The following is a 19,172-nucleotide window of genomic DNA, read 5'->3' as shown; positions in this document are numbered from 1 at the left end:
TCAGTGCGAACGAAGATAGTCGGCGAGAACGAGGGCGTGGTTGTGTTCGGTATCGTGGGCGGCATAAAGCAGTGTGACCCGGCCTTTCGCCATCAGCTCCTTCATCTGGGCCACGGCATCGGGGTTGGCCGCCAGTTCCTCATGATAATGCCGGGTAAATTCGGCAAAGCGCGATGGCATATGGGAGAAGTTCTTTCGCAATTCGTTGCTGGGCGCGATCGCCTTCAGCCATAGCGACAGTTTTGCATCTTCCTTGCGCATGCCGCGTGGCCAGAGTCGGTCCACCAGAACGCGCGTGCCGTCATCCTCGCTGGCGGGTTCGTAAATCCGTTTGACCCTTATATCGGACATGGGCGACCTCCTTCGCTTGGCAAGTCCGTGATCTATAGCGCTTTTCATCGTTTCACGCCGGAAAATCACCCTGTCTTTGCGTTCGCTCAAACCGCCATCCGTGCGCCACGGTTAGGTTGCCGCCCGCAACAGAGCCGACAGGACCCTTCATGAGACCTTTTCCCGCCGCCATCGCCACCCCCTTGAATTTTCTGCCGATTGCCGTGGTGCAGCGAGCGACGGCGGCGATGCTGGCGCAGATCATGAAGCGGCATCCGAATATGTTCGTCCGGCTCGGCGAACATCGCAACAAGCGCTACGCTTTTCTGCCTGTCGATCTCCCCTTCGCCTTCATGGTCGAACCCGCAAGTCCTGCCATCACCGTCAGCCGAAAGGGCCGCCTGCCCAAGACGGACGCGGCGGTCGAGGGACCGCTTTTCATGCTGCTTGCGCTGATGGAGGGGCGGCAGGATGCCGATGCGCTGTTCTTTTCGCGTGATCTGAGCGTCACCGGCGACATGGAGGCGATGCTGGCGCTGCGCAATGCGCTTGATGACAGCGGTATCGATCTGCCGCGTGACCTTGGTGCATTTGCCGGGCCTTTCGCGCCCGTGGTAACGCGTGTCGCGAACCGTCTGCGCGGCCACGTTCTGTCCGAAACGCGGGGAGAGCAGGCATGGAACTGATCTGTCCTGCGGGAACGCCCGCCGCCTTTCGTGAGGCCGTGGATGCCGGGGCGGACGCCGTCTATTGCGGCTTTCGTGATGAAACCAATGCCCGCAATTTTCCCGGCCTCAATTTTTCCCGCGAAGAGCTGGCCGACGCCATCACTTACGCGAAGAAACGCGGTGTCCAGACCTTTGTGGCGCTCAACACCTTCATGCGCGCCGGTAATGAGGACATCTGGTATCGCGGTGCGGCCGACGCCGTGAAGGCGGGGGCTGACGCGCTTATCCTCGCAGATTTCGGCCTGATGGCGCATGTGGCGGAAAACCATCCTCAGCAGCGCATCCACGTCTCGGTACAGGCCTCCGCCTCCAATGCCGATGCGGTCAATTTTCTCGTCGATGCCTTCGGCGCGAAACGGGTGGTGCTGCCGCGCACCCTGACGATTCCTGACATTGCCCGGCTGGCGCGGCAAATCCGCTGCGAAATCGAAATCTTCGTGTTCGGCGGTCTCTGCGTCATGGCGGAGGGACGGTGTTCGCTTTCGTCCTACGCCACAGGCAAATCACCCAACATGAACGGCGTCTGCTCGCCGGCAAGCCATGTGCATTACCGGCAGGATGGGCAGGAGCTGGTGTCGGAACTCGGTGATTACACCATCAACCGCTTTCCGGCGGGGGAGGCGGCGGGTTACCCGACGCTGTGCAAGGGCCGTTTCGAGATTGCCGATGACAAGTCCTATGCCTTCGAGGATCCGGTATCGCTTGACGTGATGGACCAGATCGATGCGCTGCGCGAGGCGGGGGTCAGCGCGCTGAAGATCGAGGGTCGCCAGCGCGGCAAGGCCTATGTGGCGGAAGTGGTTTCCACCCTGCACCGGGCGCTTTCCGCCGGTGCCGAAGAGCGCGGCAGGCTGCTCTCACGCCTGCGGCTCTTAAGCGAAGGCCAGCGCACCACCGTTGGTGCTTACGAGAAACGCTGGAGATGAAGGCGATGGCAAAACCTGCAAAGACCACTCTGGCGCTCGGCCCGGTCCTTTATCTCTGGCAGGGCGAGAAATGGCGAGATTTCTATTTCCGCATCGCCGATGAAGCGCCCGTCAGCCATGTCTATCTCGGCGAGACCGTCTGTTCCAAACGGTTTCATTTCACCGAGCCGCATCTGGCAGAGGTGATCGAGCGGCTGGAGAACGCCGGAAAACAGGTGATCCTTTCGACGCTTTCACTGGTGACGCTGGAACGGGAAAGCCGCCAGCTGCGCGGCCTGATCGCCGATAGTCCCTATCCTGTCGAGGCGAATGACCTTTCCGCCCTTGGCATGCTGCATGGCGCGCCGCACGTCGTCGGGCCGATGGTGAATGTCTATAATGCCGCGACCGCGCGGCTGCTCTCCTCGCGCGGGGCAAGCGCCATCTGCCTGCCGCCGGAACTGCCGATGATCTCGGTGGAGCGCATCGTGGCGGAGACGCCTGATGTGGACTTCGAAATCTTCGCCTTCGGCCGCCTGCCGCTCGCCATTTCGGCGCGCTGCGCCCATGCCCGCGCCAAGGGCAATATCAAGGATAATTGCCAGTTCGTCTGCGGCGACGATCCGGATGGATTGCCGGTCCGCACGCTTGACCGGCAATCATTTTTGGCGCTGAACGGGGTGCAGACGGTGTCGCACACCTGCCAGTCGCTGCTTGGCGAATTGCAGGATCTGGCCGCTGCCGGCATCGCCCGCTTCCGCCTCTCGCCGCAGGATTGCGACATGGTGGCGGTGGCGCAGATCCATGACGACGTTCTGACCGGCAGGCGGGGTGCGGAAGATGGTCTTGCCCGTCTCAGCCAAATCTATCCGGACGTGCCTTTTTCCAATGGTTTTCACCACGGGCAGGAAGGGGCGGCCTGGATCGCCCGCGCCCGCAACACGGCGCATGGGGTGAATGCATGACGACGAACGGGCAAAGTGAACAAACGCTGTCCGCAGCCGCGCCGGGCGGAGCGGATATCGCGGCGGCGATCCATCTCGTGCGTAACGTGGTTTTGCAAAGCGCGCTCGATTGCGGCTGCCGCGACAAGGTGCACGACGCGCTGCGCGAGCTTGAGGATTTCGAGCGCCAGCGCAATGTCGTCAAGCTCCTTGCCGCCGCCCGCGAGGAGCGGCGCAAGATCGGGCTTCTGACCGATATGCTGTCGGATTTTGCCGAGGACGATACGGTCGATGAAGGCGTGGTCGAAACGGCGAGCCCGATGTTTCTCGATATCGCCGCCGCCGCGCAGGAGGGTTCGCGCATTCTGCGAGAGGCCCGGTCTCTTAAAACATGCAAATAGCCCCTTGCTTCCGGTGCTGTTTGATCCTGCGCAAAGAGCACCCGCTTGCAAAATGTCATTTCCGGGTTGGTGACGCTCGGGGCCGCAAGGCTGGTTGTGCGGCATCGGGGCGCTTCCGGCGCGAACAAGGATCAGGACCATGGCCCATCATCTCACCCGTCGTCAGGCTCTTTCGGCCCTTTCCGGTTTCACGGTGGCGACGCTTGCCGCACCCCATATTCTGAAAGCCGAGACACCGCTCACCTTTTACGGGCCTCCCGCTGCGCCGTCCGCCGTGCTGGCCCATGCGGTAAAAGGCGGGTTCCTGAAGGACGTTGCGCCTGAAGCCGTCTTCAAGGCCTGGAAAACGCCGGATGAAATGCGCGCGGCCGTTGCCTCCGGCTCCATGGGGGCGGTGGTGATGCCGAGTTATGGCGCCGCCAATCTCCATAATCGCGGCCTCGGCCTCGGGCTGCTCAACGTGCTGACCACGGGTCTGCTCTATATCGTTTCGAAAGACGAGACGCTGAACTCCCTGAAAAGCCTTTCCGGCAAGACGCTCGCTTTGCCGTTCAAGAATGATATGCCCGATTTCGTGCTGCATCGCCTTGTTGCCGAAAACGGCTTGAAGTCCGGCGACATCAAGCTGGAATATGCCGCCTCGCCGCCGGAAGCTGTGCAATTGCTGCTGACGGGCAGGGTGGATGCGGCGCTGCTCAGCGAACCGGCCGCAACCGCTGTGCTGATCAAGGCGAAGTCGTTTTTCATGACCGTCCACCGCACCATCGATATCCAGCAGGAATGGGCGAAGGTGGCCGGCAAGGCCGAAATCCCGCAGGCCGGTCTCGCCTTGACGTCGCAGGTTCAGCAAAAGCTCGGCAAGTCCGGCATAGAGGCTCTACAGGCCGCCATGGAGGCGGCGCTCGCCAGCGCCATCGCCGACCCGAAGACGGCGGCCGATGCCGTCGCCGAAGCCCTGGGCTTTCCGCCTGACATCATCGCTGCCTCCTTCCCGACTAGCCATCTATGTGCGCTGAAGGCGAGTGCTGCGCGTACCGATCTTGAGGCGTTTTACGATGAACTCGCCAAGGCCGGCCCCGCGATCATCGGCGGTCGGCGGCCGGATGACGGTTTTTATCTGGTGTAGCAGGCATGAACCGCATTCTCGAAAGTCTTGGCTGGATGGGCCGCTATCTCTGGGCGGGCTGGGCGGGGCTTTCGGGTATTTTCTGCTTTCTCGCCGCCTGGCAGGCCGGGCATGAAATTTATGGCTCCTTCATCCTGCCTTCGCCGGGTGAGACCTTCACGGCTATCGGAGTGCTTGCGGCGAGGCCGGATTTCTTCGCGATCCTGTCGCAGAGCGCCGTCAGGGCCCTGACCGGTTTCACCATTGCGGCGGGCATCGGCACCGTCGCCGGCGTGATGGCGGGTTACTCCTTCGCGGCCATGCGGCTGATGAAGCCTGTTGTCACCGTCCTGCTCGGCGTTCCGCCCATAGGCTGGATCGTGCTGGCGCTGATCTGGTTCGGTTCCTCCGGCGGCACTGCCGTCATGACCGTTGTCATCGCATCGGCTCCCGTTTCCTTTGCCGGTGCATTGGAAGGTGTCGCCAAGCGGGATCGTCAGCTGGAGGTGATGGCGCAGGCCTTCGGTGCTCCATGGTTTTACCGGTTGCGGACCGTCACAATGCCGCATGTGCTTTCCTATCTCTTTCCCGCCTGGACCACGACGGCCGGCAGTGCGTGGAAAGTCACTGTCATGGCCGAGCTTCTGTCGAATTCCGGCGGCATCGGCGGCGAACTGGCCACCGCACGCGCGCTGTTCGACATTGCGCAGGTCAGCGCCTGGCTCACCATCACCGTCGCGCTGGCGCTGCTCACCGATTACGGCCTGCTGCATCTGCTGCGCGAAGCGCTGGAACGCTGGCGCGCCGCCGGGCTGCCATGGGGTGTCAAACGATGAGCGATCATTCCAGCCTGCGTTTCGAACATGTCGGCCACGCCTTTTTAGGTCGCAGCCTGTTCGAGAATTTCGACCTGAGCATCGCGCCGGGGGAAACCGTGGCGCTGCTTGGCCCTTCCGGCAGCGGCAAGACGACGATCCTGCAGATCGCGGCTGGCATCATCGATCCCGTTCGCGGCCGCGTGCATCGTCGATATCGCCGGCAGGGTCTGGTCTTTCAGGAACCGCGGCTGCTGCCATGGATGACGCTGATCGACAATATAGCCTACGGCCTTGCGGCCACCGGCATGCCGAAACGGGAACGCCGTGAAAGGGCTGGGTGTTTTGCGCTCGAAGTTGGGCTGGAAGAAGCGGATTTCGGCAAATATCCGGTCGAGCTTTCCGGCGGCATGCGCCAGCGCGCCGGTGTGGCGCGGGCGCTGGCGGTGGAGCCGGACATGCTGTTTCTGGACGAACCTTTCAGCGCCGTCGATGTCGGCCTGCGACGCCATTTGCAGGAGCTTCTGGTGGGTACCGCCCGCAGGCGCGGTTTCTCCACCCTTCTTGTCACCCATGATCTTCATGAAGCGCTGATGGTGGCCGACAGGCTGATCGTGCTTTCAGGCATGGACGGCCGCGTGGTTGCCGCTCACAAGCCTTCCGGCTCGCCGGGCGGGCGCATGGCGCGGGCGGTGTTCGATGAAGCGGAACGCCTGGCCGAGAGCCCGGCCTTTGCCGAACTGTTTTCGGCGAGGGAGCGGGTCAGATGAGGCCGCCGCCGATCCTTTGCGAAGCCCTGCGGCTGTTTTTTCCTCTGGCCGCCATGCATGGCGCGGTTTGGCCGTTTTTGTGGGTGGTTATCGGCGGTTATGGCCTGCCTTTCGCCGATGCCGTGCCTGCCTCGCAATGGCACGCCCATGAGATGATTTTTGGCACCTATGGCATGGCGCTTGCGGGTTTCCTCGGGTCGGCGGCGCCGGAATGGACGGATACGAAACCGGCGCAGGGGAGAGCGCTGGTCCATCTTGCCTGCCTCTGGCTGCCGGGCCGCATCATCGGTGTCTTGGGGGCTGATGCGTGGAGCCTGCTGGCCTGCTTTTTTGATATGGCTTTTCTGCTGGCGCTCTCTGCCCTCATCGGCAGGGCAATGCTGGCGCGGCGCACGGTGAAGCACCTGACATTTCTCATCTGGCTTCTTCTTTTCGCGGCGACGGAAGCGGGTGTGCGTTATGGCTGGTGGGCCGGCGATCTCGCATTCGCATCCCGCTGCCTGGAAGTGGCGCTGTGCATCTTCATCGTGCTGTTTTCGCTCTCGGCAGCCCGCATCAATGTGGTCGTCATCAATCTGGCGCTTGATCCAAGCGGAGAGACCACGCCTTACCGGCCGCATCCCGGCCGCCAGCACATGGCGGGCGCCATGGTGACGATTTATATGGCGGCGAGGCTCGCCTTTCCGCAAAGCGATGTCTGCGCCTGGCTAGCGCTTGCGGCCGGTGCGGCGTTTTTCGACCGGCTGGCCGAATGGTTCATCGGGCGTGCGGTCTTCAGGACCGAGGTGCTGCTGCTCGGCCTTGGCAACGCCTTTGCCGGCGCGGGATTTCTGGCGCTCGGGGCGACACGGCTCGGTTTTTCCGTCACGCCCGCCGCAGGGCTGCATCTCCTGTCTGTCGGGGCGCTTGGATGCGCTGTCATGGCGGTTTTCATCATCGCCGGGCTCCGGCACACGGGCCGCAATCTGGCGTCTCTGCCATGGCAGGCCCATGCGTCGGCTGCCGTGATGGCGGCGGCCGGACTGATCCGCATCCTGCCCGAGTTCGATTTCGCCGCGATCCTGTCACCCTATCATCACGGCCTCAGTGCAATGCTCTGGGCGGCGAGTTTCGGCGCCTGGCTGCAGAGTTTTTTCCCCTTCATGCGCGCGCCGGGCATGGACGATAAGGGAGCCTGCGGATGAGAGCTTCCGGCAGCTCCGACGGTCGGGCATTCAACCCATTTTACGTCGACTGTTTATTTTTTCAGCAAAAGCACAATGCGAAATCAGTGACTTAGGCGAGCCGTCTTGATGAATGTTAGTTCTAATAAATAATCAATAAAATCAAATAGTTGAATATTTCCGTCTTTTAGCCGATGATGACTCGAAACGAATAGGAAACGCGAATATGCCTAAAATAGTCGCGCCTCAACACACAGATGAAAAGCCTGGCCGGACGAGGGAACTTGTGACCTTCGCCGTTCTGGCCTTTGGAATTTGGCCCGTTCTGGCGGTCGGATTTGTCGGGGCTTATGGCTTTATCGTCTGGATGTTCCAGATCATTTACGGCCCTCCGGGGCCGCCCGGTCATTGAGGGCGCCATGATGATGGAAGCCTCCCTCAGCCGGCGCGATTTGCTGCGCGGCGGGCAAAAACATAGACCACGTATCTGTCCCCCCGGGGTCGCGTTGAGCGACCTCACCGCTTGTAGCGGTTGCGCAAAATGTGTCGAAGCCTGTCCCACCGGCATCATTGCCATGGTGGGCGGTTTGCCTTCGGTGGATTTTTCCGTCGGGGAATGCACCTTTTGCGGCAAATGCGCCGAAGCCTGTCCGGAACCGGTGTTTGCCGTCCCTGCTGCCCAACGCTTCGATCATGTCATGGCGATCGGCGAGGGCTGTCTCGCCTTCGGCAATATTGATTGCCAGGCCTGCCGCGATGCCTGCCCGACCGCGGCCATCCGGTTTCGCCCGCGCCGCGGCGGTCCCTTCGTGCCTGAACTTATCGAACAAGCCTGCACCGGCTGCGGGGCCTGCGTGTCCGTCTGCCCGGCCGGTGTGATCGAGATCAAGGAAACAGCCACGGAGATGCAATATGTCTGAAAATACAGGGCGGTATCATGTTTCAAGCGCCGTGGTGGCGGTGATGCCGCAGATGCGCGACGCCGTGCTCGCAACGCTTTTAACGCTCGATAATGTCGAGGTTCATGGCGAGGGCAACGGCAAGATCGTCATCGTCATCGATGGCACGAGCACCGGCATGCTGGGCGATACGCTCACTTATATTTCGACACTCGACGGTGTGATTGCCGCCAACATGGTTTTCGAACACGTCGATACAGAGGAGACAAGCGGCGATGAGCAGCGAACTGACGCGGCGTGATCTATTGAAGGCGCATGCCGCCGGCATTGCGGCGGCGACGGCAGGCATTGCGCTGCCGGCCGCGGCCCAGCCGGTGCCGGGCGGCGTTTCCGCCTTGCAGATCAAATGGTCCAAGGCGCCCTGTCGTTTCTGCGGCACGGGCTGCGGCGTCATGGTCGGCGTCAAGGAAGGCAAGGTCGTCGCCACGCATGGCGACATGCAGGCGGAGGTCAATCGTGGCCTCAACTGCATCAAGGGCTATTTCCTGTCCAAGATCATGTATGGCAAGGACCGCCTGCAGACCCCGCTTCTGCGCAAGAAAAACGGCATTTATGCGAAGGATGGCGAGTTCGAGCCGGTAAGCTGGAACGAGGCCTTCGACGTCATGGCCGAGCAGTGCAAGCGGGTGCTGAAGGAAAAGGGACCGACGGCGGTGGGCATGTTCGGTTCCGGCCAGTGGACGATCTTCGAGGGTTATGCCGCGACCAAGCTGATGCGCGCCGGCTTCCGCTCCAACAATCTCGATCCCAATGCCCGTCACTGCATGGCGTCTGCTGCCTATGCCTTCATGCGCACCTTCGGCATGGATGAGCCGATGGGCTGTTACGACGATTTCGAACATGCCGATGCCTTTGTGCTCTGGGGTTCGAACATGGCGGAAATGCACCCCATTTTGTGGACGCGTATCGCCGACCGGCGCCTGGGGTTCGACCATGTGAAGGTGGCGGTGCTTTCGACCTTCACCCATCGCAGCATGGACCTAGCCGATATCCCGATGGTCTTCAAACCTGGCACGGATCTCGTCATCCTCAATTACATCGCCAACCACATCATCAAGACCGGGCGCGTCAACGAAGACTTCGTGAAGAACCACACGAAATTCGTGCGCGGCGTCACCGATATCGGTTACGGCCTGCGCCCCGATAATCCAGTTGAGGTGAATGCCGCCAATTCCGCTGATCCGACCAAGACAGAAGCGATCGATTTCGAGACCTTCAAGGAATTCGTCTCCGAATACACGCTGGAAAAAACCGCCGCCATGACCGGCGTGGAAGCCGGTTTTCTGGAAGAACTGGCCGAGCTTTATGCCGACCCGAAACGCAAGGTCATGTCGCTCTGGACCATGGGGTTCAACCAGCATGTTCGCGGCGTCTGGGCCAACCAGATGGTCTATAACATCCATCTGCTGACGGGTAAGATTTCCGAGCCGGGTAACAGCCCGTTCTCGCTCACCGGCCAGCCCTCGGCCTGCGGCACGGCGCGTGAGGTCGGAACCTTCGCCCATCGCCTGCCTGCCGACATGACGGTGACCAACCCCGAGCACCGCAAACATGCCGAAGAAATCTGGCGCATACCGCACGGCATCATCCCGGAAAAGCCGGGTTATCACGCCGTGCAACAGGACCGCATGCTGCATGACGGCAAGCTGAATTTCTACTGGGTGCAGGTCAATAACAACGTACAGGCAGGTCCCAACACCAAGAACGAGACCTATCAGGGCTATCGCAACCCCGAAAACTTCATCGTGGTCTCGGATGCCTATCCGACCATCACGGCCATGAGCGCCGACCTTATTCTGCCCGCCGCCATGTGGGTGGAAAAGGAGGGCGCCTATGGCAATGCCGAGCGGCGCACCCATGTCTGGCACCAGCTGGTCGAGGCCTCGGGTGAGGCGCGTTCCGATCTCTGGCAGCTGGTGGAATTTTCCAAGCGTTTCACCACCGATGAAGTGTGGCCGGCGGAGATACTCGACGCCAATCCCGCCTATCGCGGCAAGACGCTTTATGAGGTTCTCTTCAAGGACAGCGATGTCGGCAAGTTCCCGCTGAGCGAGATCAACGCGGATTACCAGAACCAGGAATCCAGGGATTTCGGTTTCTATCTGCAGAAGGGCCTCTTCGAGGAATATGCCGCCTTCGGGCGCGGCCACGGCCATGATCTTGCGCCTTACGATGCCTATCACGAGGTGCGCGGCATGCGCTGGCCTGTGGTGGACGGCAAGGAAACGCTGTGGCGTTACCGCGAGGGTTACGACCCCTATGTCAAACCCGGCGAGGGCGTGAAATTCTACGGCAACAAGGACGGCAAGGCGGTCATCATCGCCGTGCCCTATGAGCCGCCGGCCGAATCCCCCGACGACGAATTCGATACCTGGCTGGTGACGGGCCGCGTGCTGGAGCACTGGCATTCCGGTTCCATGACCATGCGCGTGCCGGAACTCTACAAGGCTTTCCCCGGCGCCCGCTGTTTCATGAATGCCGATGATGCGCGCAAGCGCGGGCTCAATCAGGGAGCGGAAATCCGCATCGTCTCGCGCCGCGGCGAAATCCGCTCCCGCGTGGAAACGCGCGGACGCAACCGCATGCCGCCCGGTGTCATCTTCGTTCCCTGGTTCGATGCCAGCCAGCTCATCAACAAGGTGACGCTCGACGCAACCGATCCCATCTCCAAGCAGACGGATTTCAAGAAATGCGCAGTCAAGATAGAGCCAGTCGCATGATCAGGAAACACGGATGGATGGTCGCCACGCTTCTGGTGGTCGCGGTGGCGACGGGTGCCGCTGCGCAGATGGTGCCGGAATTGTCCGGCCCGCGCGGTGACGCCATGCGCACCGAGCCCGCCAAACCTCTGCCGAAATGGGTGATCGACGACTTCAGGCGCATGCGCGCCTATCCGGAACAGCCGCCGGTCATTCCCCATTCCATCGACGGCTACCAGCTTTCGGTCAATGCCAACCGTTGCCTGTCCTGTCACAAGCGCGAATTCACGCAGGATTCCGGCGCGCCGATGATCAGCGTGACGCATTACATGACGCGCGAAGGCCAGATGCTGGCGGATGTTTCGCCGCGCCGTTATTTCTGCACAGCCTGCCATGTGCCGCAGGCTGATACGCGACCGCTCGTGCCCAACACGTTTCAGGACATGAGCGAAATGGGCGTCAAACCGGCGGGTAGCGAATGATGATCGCCCGAGTGAAAAAACTTCTCGCCTGGCTCTGGGCTATTCTGACGACGCCTGCTGGTACGCTCAGCCTTGCCTTCCTGACGCTTGGCGGCTTCGTCGGCGGGGTGATGTTCTGGGGCGCCTTCAACACCGCGCTTGAGATGACCAACAAGGAAGCCTTCTGCATTTCCTGTCATGAGATGCGCGCGAATGTTTATGAGGAACTGACGCGGACGGTGCATTTCTCCAACCGTTCCGGCGTGCGCGCCTCCTGTCCGGATTGCCATGTGCCGCATGAATGGACGGACAAGATCGCCCGCAAGATGCAGGCCTCCAAGGAGGTCTGGGGCAAGATTTTCGGCACCATCGATACGCGCAAGAAGTTCCTCGACAAGCGGCTGGAGCTTGCCCAGCACGAATGGTCGCGCCTGAAGGCCAATGATAGCCTGGAATGCCGCAACTGCCATTCCTCCGCCGCCATGGATTTTACCAAACAGACGCAGCGCGCCGCCGATATCCATTCCAAATATCTGCTGACGGGCAAGGCCACCTGCATCGATTGCCACAAGGGCATCGCCCATGAATTGCCGAATATGGAAGGCATCGATCCCGGCTGGAAAATGCCGCCGGCACTGGACGACCAACCGGGCCCGACAGCCTCTGCGGTGGACGACCTGAGGCGCGCGATGACGGATGTGCATCGGAACGTTTTCTGAATATTGGGGTGGCCGGTTGAGGAAGCCGTGATCGGGCCGCAATCAGGCCCGGCCGGCTTCTTCTATGAACCTGCGCACCAGCGGCAGATGACGCCTTTCGGCAAGGCAGATCGCATATTCATCGATGAGTTCGTTGGCGTCGCACAGCGGCACGAAGGAAAGGCGCGCATCGTGGCCGAATTCCAGATCGGCCACCACGCCGCATCCGACTCCATTGGCGATGGCCTCCCGCACGCCCTCGCGGGAGGAAATTTCGATCACCCGCTGGATGGAAATGCCGTGATCGGCAAGGTTCTTTTCGAAGATTTCGCGGGTGCGCGATCCCCGCTCGCGCATGACGAAGGATAGGCCTTCCAGCTCGGCCATGAAGACGCTCTCCCGCGCAGCCAGCGGGTGAGAGACGGGCACGCACAGGCCAAGCCGCATGCTGAGAAATTTGACGCCATAGAGGCGCGGGTCATCCGGTGCACGGGCGGTAATGGCGACATCGGCGCGATAATCGATGATCTGTTCCATCACCCGCGCCGAATTGTCGACTGAAAGGGAAAAGGTAAGCTGCGGCCGCTCGGCCTTCAGCCGCGAAAGGATCGGCAGCGGCAGCACGGGACCATCCGCTGCAACACGCAGATGCCCGCCCGCGGAACCCGTATCGCCGCGCAGGAAAGCCTTCGCCTCGTTTTCGGCCTGAAACAGGCGCGCGGTTATCTCGAACAGACGTTCGCCCTGCGGGCTGAGGCTCACCCCCCGCGGTTTTCTTTCCAGAAGGTTGACGCCGCTGGTAGCCTCCAGCTCCCGCACATGGGCCGAAAGGGTGGACTGGCTGATCGCCATGTCCCGCGCGGCCTGCGAAAAGCCGCCCGATTGCGCGACGATGTGAAAGGCCTTCAGCTGCGTGGTCGACATGGGATCCTTTTCTGCCGCCGTATGGGCCGTCCTTATGTCGTGTGAGTATCGGCGAAAAGGCTGACAGCACCATGACGCCCGCCGGAAGGCTTCGTTTACCCTGTGGCGTAACCGATAGGGGGCATGGGAAATCGCTATGGCGCGTTTACGGATTATTAAGAATTCGTCATCCGGGCGTTAGTCATCGGCTCTAATCGTGCCGGCATGGCCAAAGGGCCAATCCGTTTCACGCAGAAAGGCCAAAGAGATGACGACCTCACAAAACTCGATTGCCAATCCCATCGAAACTTCTTCCGACTGGTTGCTGAAGATTCCGAGCCTTTCGCAGCAGCAGAGCATTCTTGTCTCGCCCGGTGGCACCGGGACGGTGACATCCTACAGCCTCGTTTATGACGTCTATTTTCCGACGAACGGTTCCTCCGGCTGGATGCCTTTCCTTCAGACGGATATCGGCAACAGCAACGATGCCGATATTTTCGGCAAGGCGAGCGGCGACAGCTACGGCGTCGGCATTGGCGGGAGTTATCGCGGCACGGCGAAACTGGATGCCTGGAACCGTATCGGTCTCACGATCGAGAAGAATTCGAACGGCACGGTTTCGATGAACAAATACGTCAATGGCGAATTTGTCGCGACCCAGCAGATCGCTTCTTCCGGTGCCAGCCGTTTCGCCATTGACCTGTCCAAGGGCTTCCTGATTTTCTCCGATGAGGACGGTGAAACCTCCCCCGGTTATCTCAGCAACTTCCTTTTCCTTCAGACAGCGTTGACGAAAGACGAGATGTCTTACCTCAGCGGTCCGAAAACCTCAGGCATCCTGCCTGACGCGATGAAGCAGACGGCAGAGCAGGTAGGTGCTCTTGAAGTCCGTTTCTCGGAAGGTTCGGCTACTCCCGCAATCGGCACGGGAACGATCTCCGGAAAAGGCACCACGCTCGAATTCACGACGCCCGCGAACTCCGGCGTTCTGGGAATCGGCGAGACGGCTCCCGTCGATCCGTCGGCAGTGACGAAAACCGCCCCGATCAAGGACATGATGGTTACGCCCGACGCGGCGAATATGACGATCGATCTGTCGAAGTACTTCTCCGGCGAGAACCTGACTTTCACCGTGCAGAACAGCGAAAACAAGGTCGTCAACGCGGTGCTTGCCGATAACAAGCTGACGCTTGACTTTTCCGAACTCGGCCATTCCGATATCCGCGTGATCGCGACGGACGCCGCAGGCAAAAGCGTGACCGATGACTTCCGCGTGCGCGTGGCCGGCCCGAATGCCTATACGATCGCCGTTTTCCCCGATACGCAGGACTACACCTCGAATGACGGCATCAAGCACCTCTTCGGCGAAATGACACAGTGGCTGGTCGATAACCGCCAGAGCCACAACATCATCTTCATGAGCCATGTGGGTGATATCACCCAGAACAACCAGTCTTCCGAATGGGATATCGCCGAAGCGGCGTTGCGCAAGCTCGATGGCAAGCTCCCCTATGCATTGCTTCCCGGCAATCACGATCAGGGCGTATATGGCAACGCCGCAAACCATTCCTCCGACCAGCTTGACAGCCGTTTCTCGGCTGCAAAACAGGCCGCAACCAATGCCGGCACCTTCGGGGGCGCTTACGATCAGGAACAGGCCGCCGCCCGCAACACCTACAGCACCTTCACCGCACCTGACGGCACGAAATGGTTGTCCATCTCGCTCGAATTCGGTCCGCGCGACGACGTGATCCGCTGGGCGGGCGACATCATCGAAAAATTCCCCGATCACCGCGTCATGCTTGCGACGCACTCGCTGACGAGCTACGCGGGACGTCAGGATAATCTGGCCGCGCCGCTTTACGATGAAGGTGCCGGTTACGATTACGGCATGCGCACGGACCAGCGCGGCGCAAACGACGGCGAATATGTCGCCCGGGCCTTGCTTGCGCGTTATCCGAACATCGTCATGACCTTCTCGGGTCACATCTTCGGCGATGGTGCGGAAACCGATATCACCTATAACCAGTATGGCGAGCCGGTCTTCCAGTTCCTGGTCAACTACCAGAACGGCGTTTCCCGCGAAATCACCGGCAACGGCGTCGAGTCACGCGGCTCCAACGGCGGCAATGGCGCCATCCGCCTGATCACCATCGATCCGGACAACAACCGCATCACCACCGAAACCTATTTCACCGCTTTCGACGACTATCTCGATGGCTTCCGCACCAAGCCGGAACTCGATCGCAACGGCCTGACCGGTTATTATCGCGGCCACCAGGAAGTGTTCGAGAATGTGTATGTCGGCGCCGGTCAGGCGCGCGCCATGGCCGATGCCGGCGACGATATCGTGGCCGATGCAGCAACCGGTGCGTCGAAGGCGAGCGTCAAACTCTCCGCGGCCAGGTCGCTGTTGTCGGGAGACATCCAGAAGTTCGTCTGGACGGACAAGAATGGCGATGTGGTTGCTGAGGGCAAGGAAGCCGCCGCCGATCTTTCGCTTGGCAAGCACAAGCTGACGCTGACTGCAACCGATGCTAACGGTGTCAAGACCATCGATACGGTTGACGTTCTTGTTCGCGGTGACCGCACCCTGCTCATTGAAAACTTCAATGACGGCAAGGCTGACGGCTGGGCCACCGATTTTGGCGCAACTGACGGCAGTACCGGCAATTTCCTGCTCAAGGGAACGGTATTTTCCCGCTCGACCACAACTGAAGGCCTCGACGCCCCGGAGGCGGCGCTTTTCGACCAGAGCGATGCGACCGCCAACAAGCTCGTTTACATCGGCGCTCAATCAGCTGGCTGGAGCAACTATGTCTTCGAAGCGACGCTGACGCAGCTCGATAATGATGCGATTGGCGTCTACTTCTACTACAAGGATGCAAACAACTATTACCGCTTTACCATGGACGGCGAAGCGAACCGTCGTCAGCTGGTCAAGGTCTCGGAAGGCAACGCCGTTGTCCTCGCCTCCGTCAATGAGGGCGTCCAGTACAATATGGAGCTTCCGCTGACTGTCTCGGTCGTCGGCGGCGTCATCAACGTCTTCCTGGGTGACAAGAACGTCTTTGGCGGTCCCGTTGTTGATGCAACGTCACCGCTCTTAGGCGGCACGGTGGGTGTCTATTCCAGCGGCCAGCGCGCCTCGGTTTTCGATGACATCGTCGTCACCCGGGCCGTCACGACAGCGAAGGCCGGCATCGACCAGCGGGTCTATGACCTGGATGGCGACGGCAAGGCATCCGTCACGCTCGATGCATCGTCTTCGTTTGGACCTGAGCAACTGACAGGCTTCGTCTGGACAGACCTTGACGGCAATGTCGTCGCCACCGGCAAAAAGGTCGACGTCGCCCTTGATGCGGGCATCAACAGGCTGATCCTGAAGGTAACTTCCGCCAACGGTTCCGTTTTGACGGACCGCGTCGACGTCACGGTCGTGGACAAGACGAAAATCCTCGTCGCAGAGGATTTCTCCTCCGTCGAAGCGATGGCGCGCTTCAAGATCGTCGACGAGGGTGAATCCGGCGGTATCGGAGCGGATGGAAAAGCGTCCGAATGGTTGATTTCCAACGGCAAGCTGCTTCAGACGACCGAACTTGCGAGCCGTGAACTGACCTGGACCGGCGCAACCAGCTCCGACTACTGGAAGCGCGGCTGGAGCCCGATGGGTGACGGCGTCAACGTGCTGCGCCTTGGCACTTATGCGCTGTTCAACGACCCGGCAGCGCTCGCATGGACGGACTATGCCATCGAGACGACTTTCCAGACACCGGACAAGGACGGTCTTGGTTTCCTGTTCCGCTACAAGGACAGCAAGAACTACTACAAGCTTGAACTCGACGCCGATGGTACTCTGGATCGTAGCCCGGGCAATGGCGCCGGCAGCATCTTCAACCTCGTCCGAATGAGAAATGGCATCGAGGAAATCCTTGCTCAGGTGCCGGGCAAATATGAGCCGGGCCAGGAAACGAAGCTCCGCGTCGAGGTCGTCGGCGACAAGATCACCGCCTTCGTCAACGATGAAGCGCTGTTTGCCTATCCGATCGGCGACCGGGAACTCGACGCCGGTACTTTCGGTTTCTACTCCTGGGGCAATGCGGGTCTGACTTTCGACAATCTGACGGTGGTCGATCTCAAATCCGGTCTCGATGCGGGCACTACCATCAACGGCACGGAAGCGCGCGACACACTCGTCGGCACCGATGGCGATGAGACGATCTTCGGTTATGGCGGCAATGACCGGTTGATCGGCAATGGCGGCAACGATCGTCTGCGTGGTGACGATGGCAACGACGTGCTGATGGGCGGGGCAGGGCGCGATGCGCTGTCCGGCGGCCACGGTGACGACGTACTGTTTGGCGATGAAGGCAACGATGTCGTCTCCGGCGGTCTCGGTGACGACATCATCGAAGGCGGCACCGGCAACGATCTGCTGCTCGGTGGCGACGGCTCCGACACCTATGTCTATGGACGTGGCGACGGCTCCGACGACATCATTGAGACTGCGGGTGCCGCGGGCGACAAGGACATTCTCGTTCTGCATGATATCGCCAGAAACGAGACCGTCCTGCACAAGTTCGGCGAGGCCGTCGAAATCGAATTCACTAACGGTGAAAAAATCTCGCTGCGCAACCAGCTTGCTGGCGGCGGCGTGGAACTGGTGACCTTTGCAGATGGCACGCTTCTCAACCGGGATGCTATCGTCAAAGCTCTCGTCAACCGTGGCCCGGTCGCTACCGCCGATACGCTGGCCGCAGTCGATGAAGATGCGGCATCCTTCCTTATCTCCTTCGCCACGCTGCTGGCGAATGACAAGGACGCCGATCTCGACCAGCTGACGGTGACCGGGGTCTCTCTGGCAGTCGGTGGAACGGCGGTTCTGGAGGAAAACGGTATCCGCTTTACCACGGCAGCCGATTTCAACGGTGCGGCATCCTTCACCTACAAGGTCGCCGATAGCCGCGGCGGCTCCAGCGAGGCGACGGCAAGCTTCACCGTCAAGCCGGTCAATGACGCACCGGTTGCCGCTTCCATTGCCGTAAAGACCGATGAGGATGTTGTCCTGAAGGGCAAGGTCGTCGCCTCTGATATCGATGGCGACACACCGTCCTACGCCATCAAGGCCGATGCCGGTGCGGCGAAAGGCAATGTCAAGATCGACGCGGCGACCGGCGAATGGGTCTATGCGCCGAACGCGGATGTGAACGGAACCGACGCCTTCACGGTCGTCGTTTCCGATGGCAAGGGCGGCAGCGTCGAGAGCGTCGTTACCGTGACGATTGATCCCGTCAACGATGCGCCCGTGGCTGTCGAGGACAGGATCACCGTGTCGGAAAAGGATAACGCCGGTTTCGATCTGGTTGCCAATGACACCGATGTGGAAGGCGATCGCCTGACGCTCGTCAGCGTCGCGGTGGCAGCCGTGGCCGGCCTCGCCTTGACCAACGAACAGGCTGCCGCGGCCTTCTCGGTGGCGGATGGCAAGCTGGTTGTCGATCCTTCTTCGGCCTTTGCTGCCCTGGAGGATGACCAGCAGGCGGTCGTGACGCTCACCTATACGGTTCGCGACGCCAATGGCGGTGAAGCCCTTGGCACCACGACCGTGACGGTGGACGGCTACACCGAATATACGGTTGTCAGCGGTACGGACGGTAACGACGTATTGGTGGCCGGCGACGGCAAGGACATGCTCGAAGGCGGTGACGGCAACGACACGCTTCTCGCCGGTGCCGGCAACGATATGGTGGATGCGGGTGCTGGCAACGACCGTGTGGTCGCGGGTGACGGCAATGACATCGTCGAGGGCGGCACCGGTAACGACGTGCTGATGGGCGGCGCCGGCAATGATGTTCTTCACGGCGGTGCTGGCAACGACCAGCTGAACGGCGGTTCCGGTGACGACACGCTGATTGGGGGCGCGGGCAACGATGTGCTGACCGGCGGCAGCGGTGCGGATACCTTCGTCTTCGCGTCCGGCAGCGGCCGGGATGTGGTGACGGACTTCCAGGCCGGGGCTGATGGCAAGGATATCGTCCAGCTCTCGAAGGAGGTCTTTGCCGACTATCAGGCGCTGATCGCCTCCGGTGCCTTCACCGACGGTGCCAACGGTGCCGAGATCGCCTTCAAGGACGGATCGACCATCACCTTCGACGGTGTGAAGACCGAGCAGTTCGTCATCGACGACTTCCGCTTCGCCTGAGCCATGAAGGCGCATCCTCCGGGATGCGCCTTTTTTTCGTTCGCGGCCCGTTGTCATCGGCGTGTTATTGCCGGTTGCTACCGCCGCGA

17 protein-coding genes are annotated in these 19,172 nt (G+C 60.9%); 15 read left to right on the top strand and 2 right to left on the bottom strand.

The features are described from left to right. Positions 1-351 carry a DUF488 domain-containing protein gene (locus AC5I5B_RS23375; RefSeq protein WP_112955052.1) on the bottom strand — a complete coding sequence of 117 codons (351 nt, stop codon included), beginning with the start codon at positions 349-351 and terminating at the stop codon, positions 1-3. Positions 352-500: 149 nt separating this feature from the next. Here AC5I5B_RS23375 and ubiT point away from each other — a divergent pair, with 149 nt between their 5' ends. The 14 genes from ubiT to AC5I5B_RS23305 all read left to right on the top strand — a co-directional run bounded on the left by ubiT (position 501) and on the right by AC5I5B_RS23305 (position 11,999). Then, positions 501-1,016 (top strand): ubiquinone anaerobic biosynthesis accessory factor UbiT, encoded by a 516-nt coding sequence (gene ubiT / locus AC5I5B_RS23370; protein ID WP_020809032.1) that lies wholly within the window; start codon positions 501-503, stop codon positions 1,014-1,016. Further along, on the top strand, positions 1,007-1,984 hold the full coding sequence (gene ubiU / locus AC5I5B_RS23365) for a ubiquinone anaerobic biosynthesis protein UbiU (protein WP_060724282.1): 978 nt from the start codon (positions 1,007-1,009) through the stop codon (positions 1,982-1,984). Before ubiT ends, ubiU begins: the two co-directional genes overlap by 10 nt. Positions 1,985-1,989: 5 nt before the next feature. Continuing rightward, positions 1,990-2,928 (top strand): ubiquinone anaerobic biosynthesis protein UbiV, encoded by a 939-nt coding sequence (ubiV, locus tag AC5I5B_RS23360; RefSeq protein ID WP_111785425.1) that lies wholly within the window; start codon positions 1,990-1,992, stop codon positions 2,926-2,928. Next, the gene (locus tag AC5I5B_RS23355; RefSeq protein WP_174054786.1) at positions 2,925-3,308 is read left to right on the top strand and encodes a hypothetical protein; all 384 of its coding nucleotides are present in this window, start codon (positions 2,925-2,927) and stop codon (positions 3,306-3,308) included. Before ubiV ends, AC5I5B_RS23355 begins: the two co-directional genes overlap by 4 nt. Positions 3,309-3,447: 139 nt before the next feature. Then, complete coding sequence (locus AC5I5B_RS23350; RefSeq protein WP_020809029.1) at positions 3,448-4,434, top strand: ABC transporter substrate-binding protein; 987 nt, start codon at positions 3,448-3,450, stop codon at positions 4,432-4,434. A gap of 5 nt (positions 4,435-4,439) precedes the next feature. Further along, entirely contained in the window at positions 4,440-5,249 is an 810-nt protein-coding gene (locus AC5I5B_RS23345; RefSeq protein ID WP_003504683.1) for an ABC transporter permease, read from the top strand. Beyond that, the gene (locus AC5I5B_RS23340) at positions 5,246-5,998 is read left to right on the top strand and encodes an ATP-binding cassette domain-containing protein (protein WP_174055166.1); all 753 of its coding nucleotides are present in this window, start codon (positions 5,246-5,248) and stop codon (positions 5,996-5,998) included. Before AC5I5B_RS23345 ends, AC5I5B_RS23340 begins: the two co-directional genes overlap by 4 nt. After that, positions 5,995-7,182 (top strand): NnrS family protein, encoded by a 1,188-nt coding sequence (locus AC5I5B_RS23335; protein ID WP_495752866.1) that lies wholly within the window; start codon positions 5,995-5,997, stop codon positions 7,180-7,182. Before AC5I5B_RS23340 ends, AC5I5B_RS23335 begins: the two co-directional genes overlap by 4 nt. 205 nt (positions 7,183-7,387) lie before the next feature. Then, on the top strand, positions 7,388-7,573 hold the full coding sequence (gene napE, locus AC5I5B_RS23330) for a periplasmic nitrate reductase, NapE protein (protein WP_003504689.1): 186 nt from the start codon (positions 7,388-7,390) through the stop codon (positions 7,571-7,573). Between the two features lie 7 nt (positions 7,574-7,580). Then, a complete protein-coding gene (locus AC5I5B_RS23325; RefSeq protein WP_495752865.1) occupies positions 7,581-8,081 on the top strand; it encodes a ferredoxin-type protein NapF in 501 nt (166 codons plus the stop codon). Continuing rightward, a complete protein-coding gene (locus tag AC5I5B_RS23320) occupies positions 8,074-8,361 on the top strand; it encodes a chaperone NapD (RefSeq protein ID WP_495752864.1) in 288 nt (95 codons plus the stop codon). The genes AC5I5B_RS23325 and AC5I5B_RS23320 overlap by 8 nt, the downstream gene beginning before the upstream one ends. Beyond that, a complete protein-coding gene (gene napA / locus AC5I5B_RS23315) occupies positions 8,336-10,840 on the top strand; it encodes a periplasmic nitrate reductase subunit alpha (RefSeq protein ID WP_495752863.1) in 2,505 nt (834 codons plus the stop codon). The genes AC5I5B_RS23320 and napA overlap by 26 nt, the downstream gene beginning before the upstream one ends. Beyond that, on the top strand, positions 10,810-11,301 hold the full coding sequence (locus AC5I5B_RS23310; protein WP_077998774.1) for a nitrate reductase cytochrome c-type subunit: 492 nt from the start codon (positions 10,810-10,812) through the stop codon (positions 11,299-11,301). The genes napA and AC5I5B_RS23310 overlap by 31 nt, the downstream gene beginning before the upstream one ends. Before the next feature lie 2 nt (positions 11,302-11,303). Beyond that, on the top strand, positions 11,304-11,999 hold the full coding sequence (locus AC5I5B_RS23305) for a cytochrome c3 family protein (RefSeq protein ID WP_272872986.1): 696 nt from the start codon (positions 11,304-11,306) through the stop codon (positions 11,997-11,999). A 42-nt stretch (positions 12,000-12,041) separates the two neighbouring features. On the opposite strand, the gene AC5I5B_RS23300 is transcribed toward AC5I5B_RS23305, so the two are convergent. Next, positions 12,042-12,902: a LysR substrate-binding domain-containing protein gene (locus AC5I5B_RS23300; RefSeq protein ID WP_112978677.1), complete on the bottom strand. Its 861-nt coding sequence runs from the start codon at positions 12,900-12,902 to the stop codon at positions 12,042-12,044. 247 nt (positions 12,903-13,149) lie between these two features. Here AC5I5B_RS23300 and AC5I5B_RS23295 point away from each other — a divergent pair, with 247 nt between their 5' ends. Further along, positions 13,150-19,083: an Ig-like domain-containing protein gene (locus tag AC5I5B_RS23295; RefSeq protein ID WP_495752862.1), complete on the top strand. Its 5,934-nt coding sequence runs from the start codon at positions 13,150-13,152 to the stop codon at positions 19,081-19,083. The last annotated feature ends 89 nt before the right edge of the window (positions 19,084-19,172 follow it).

Source organism: Agrobacterium sp. (assembly GCF_059499945.1).
Note: the sequence above shows the minus strand (reverse complement) of the source record. Positions and strands in the feature narration are given on the sequence as shown.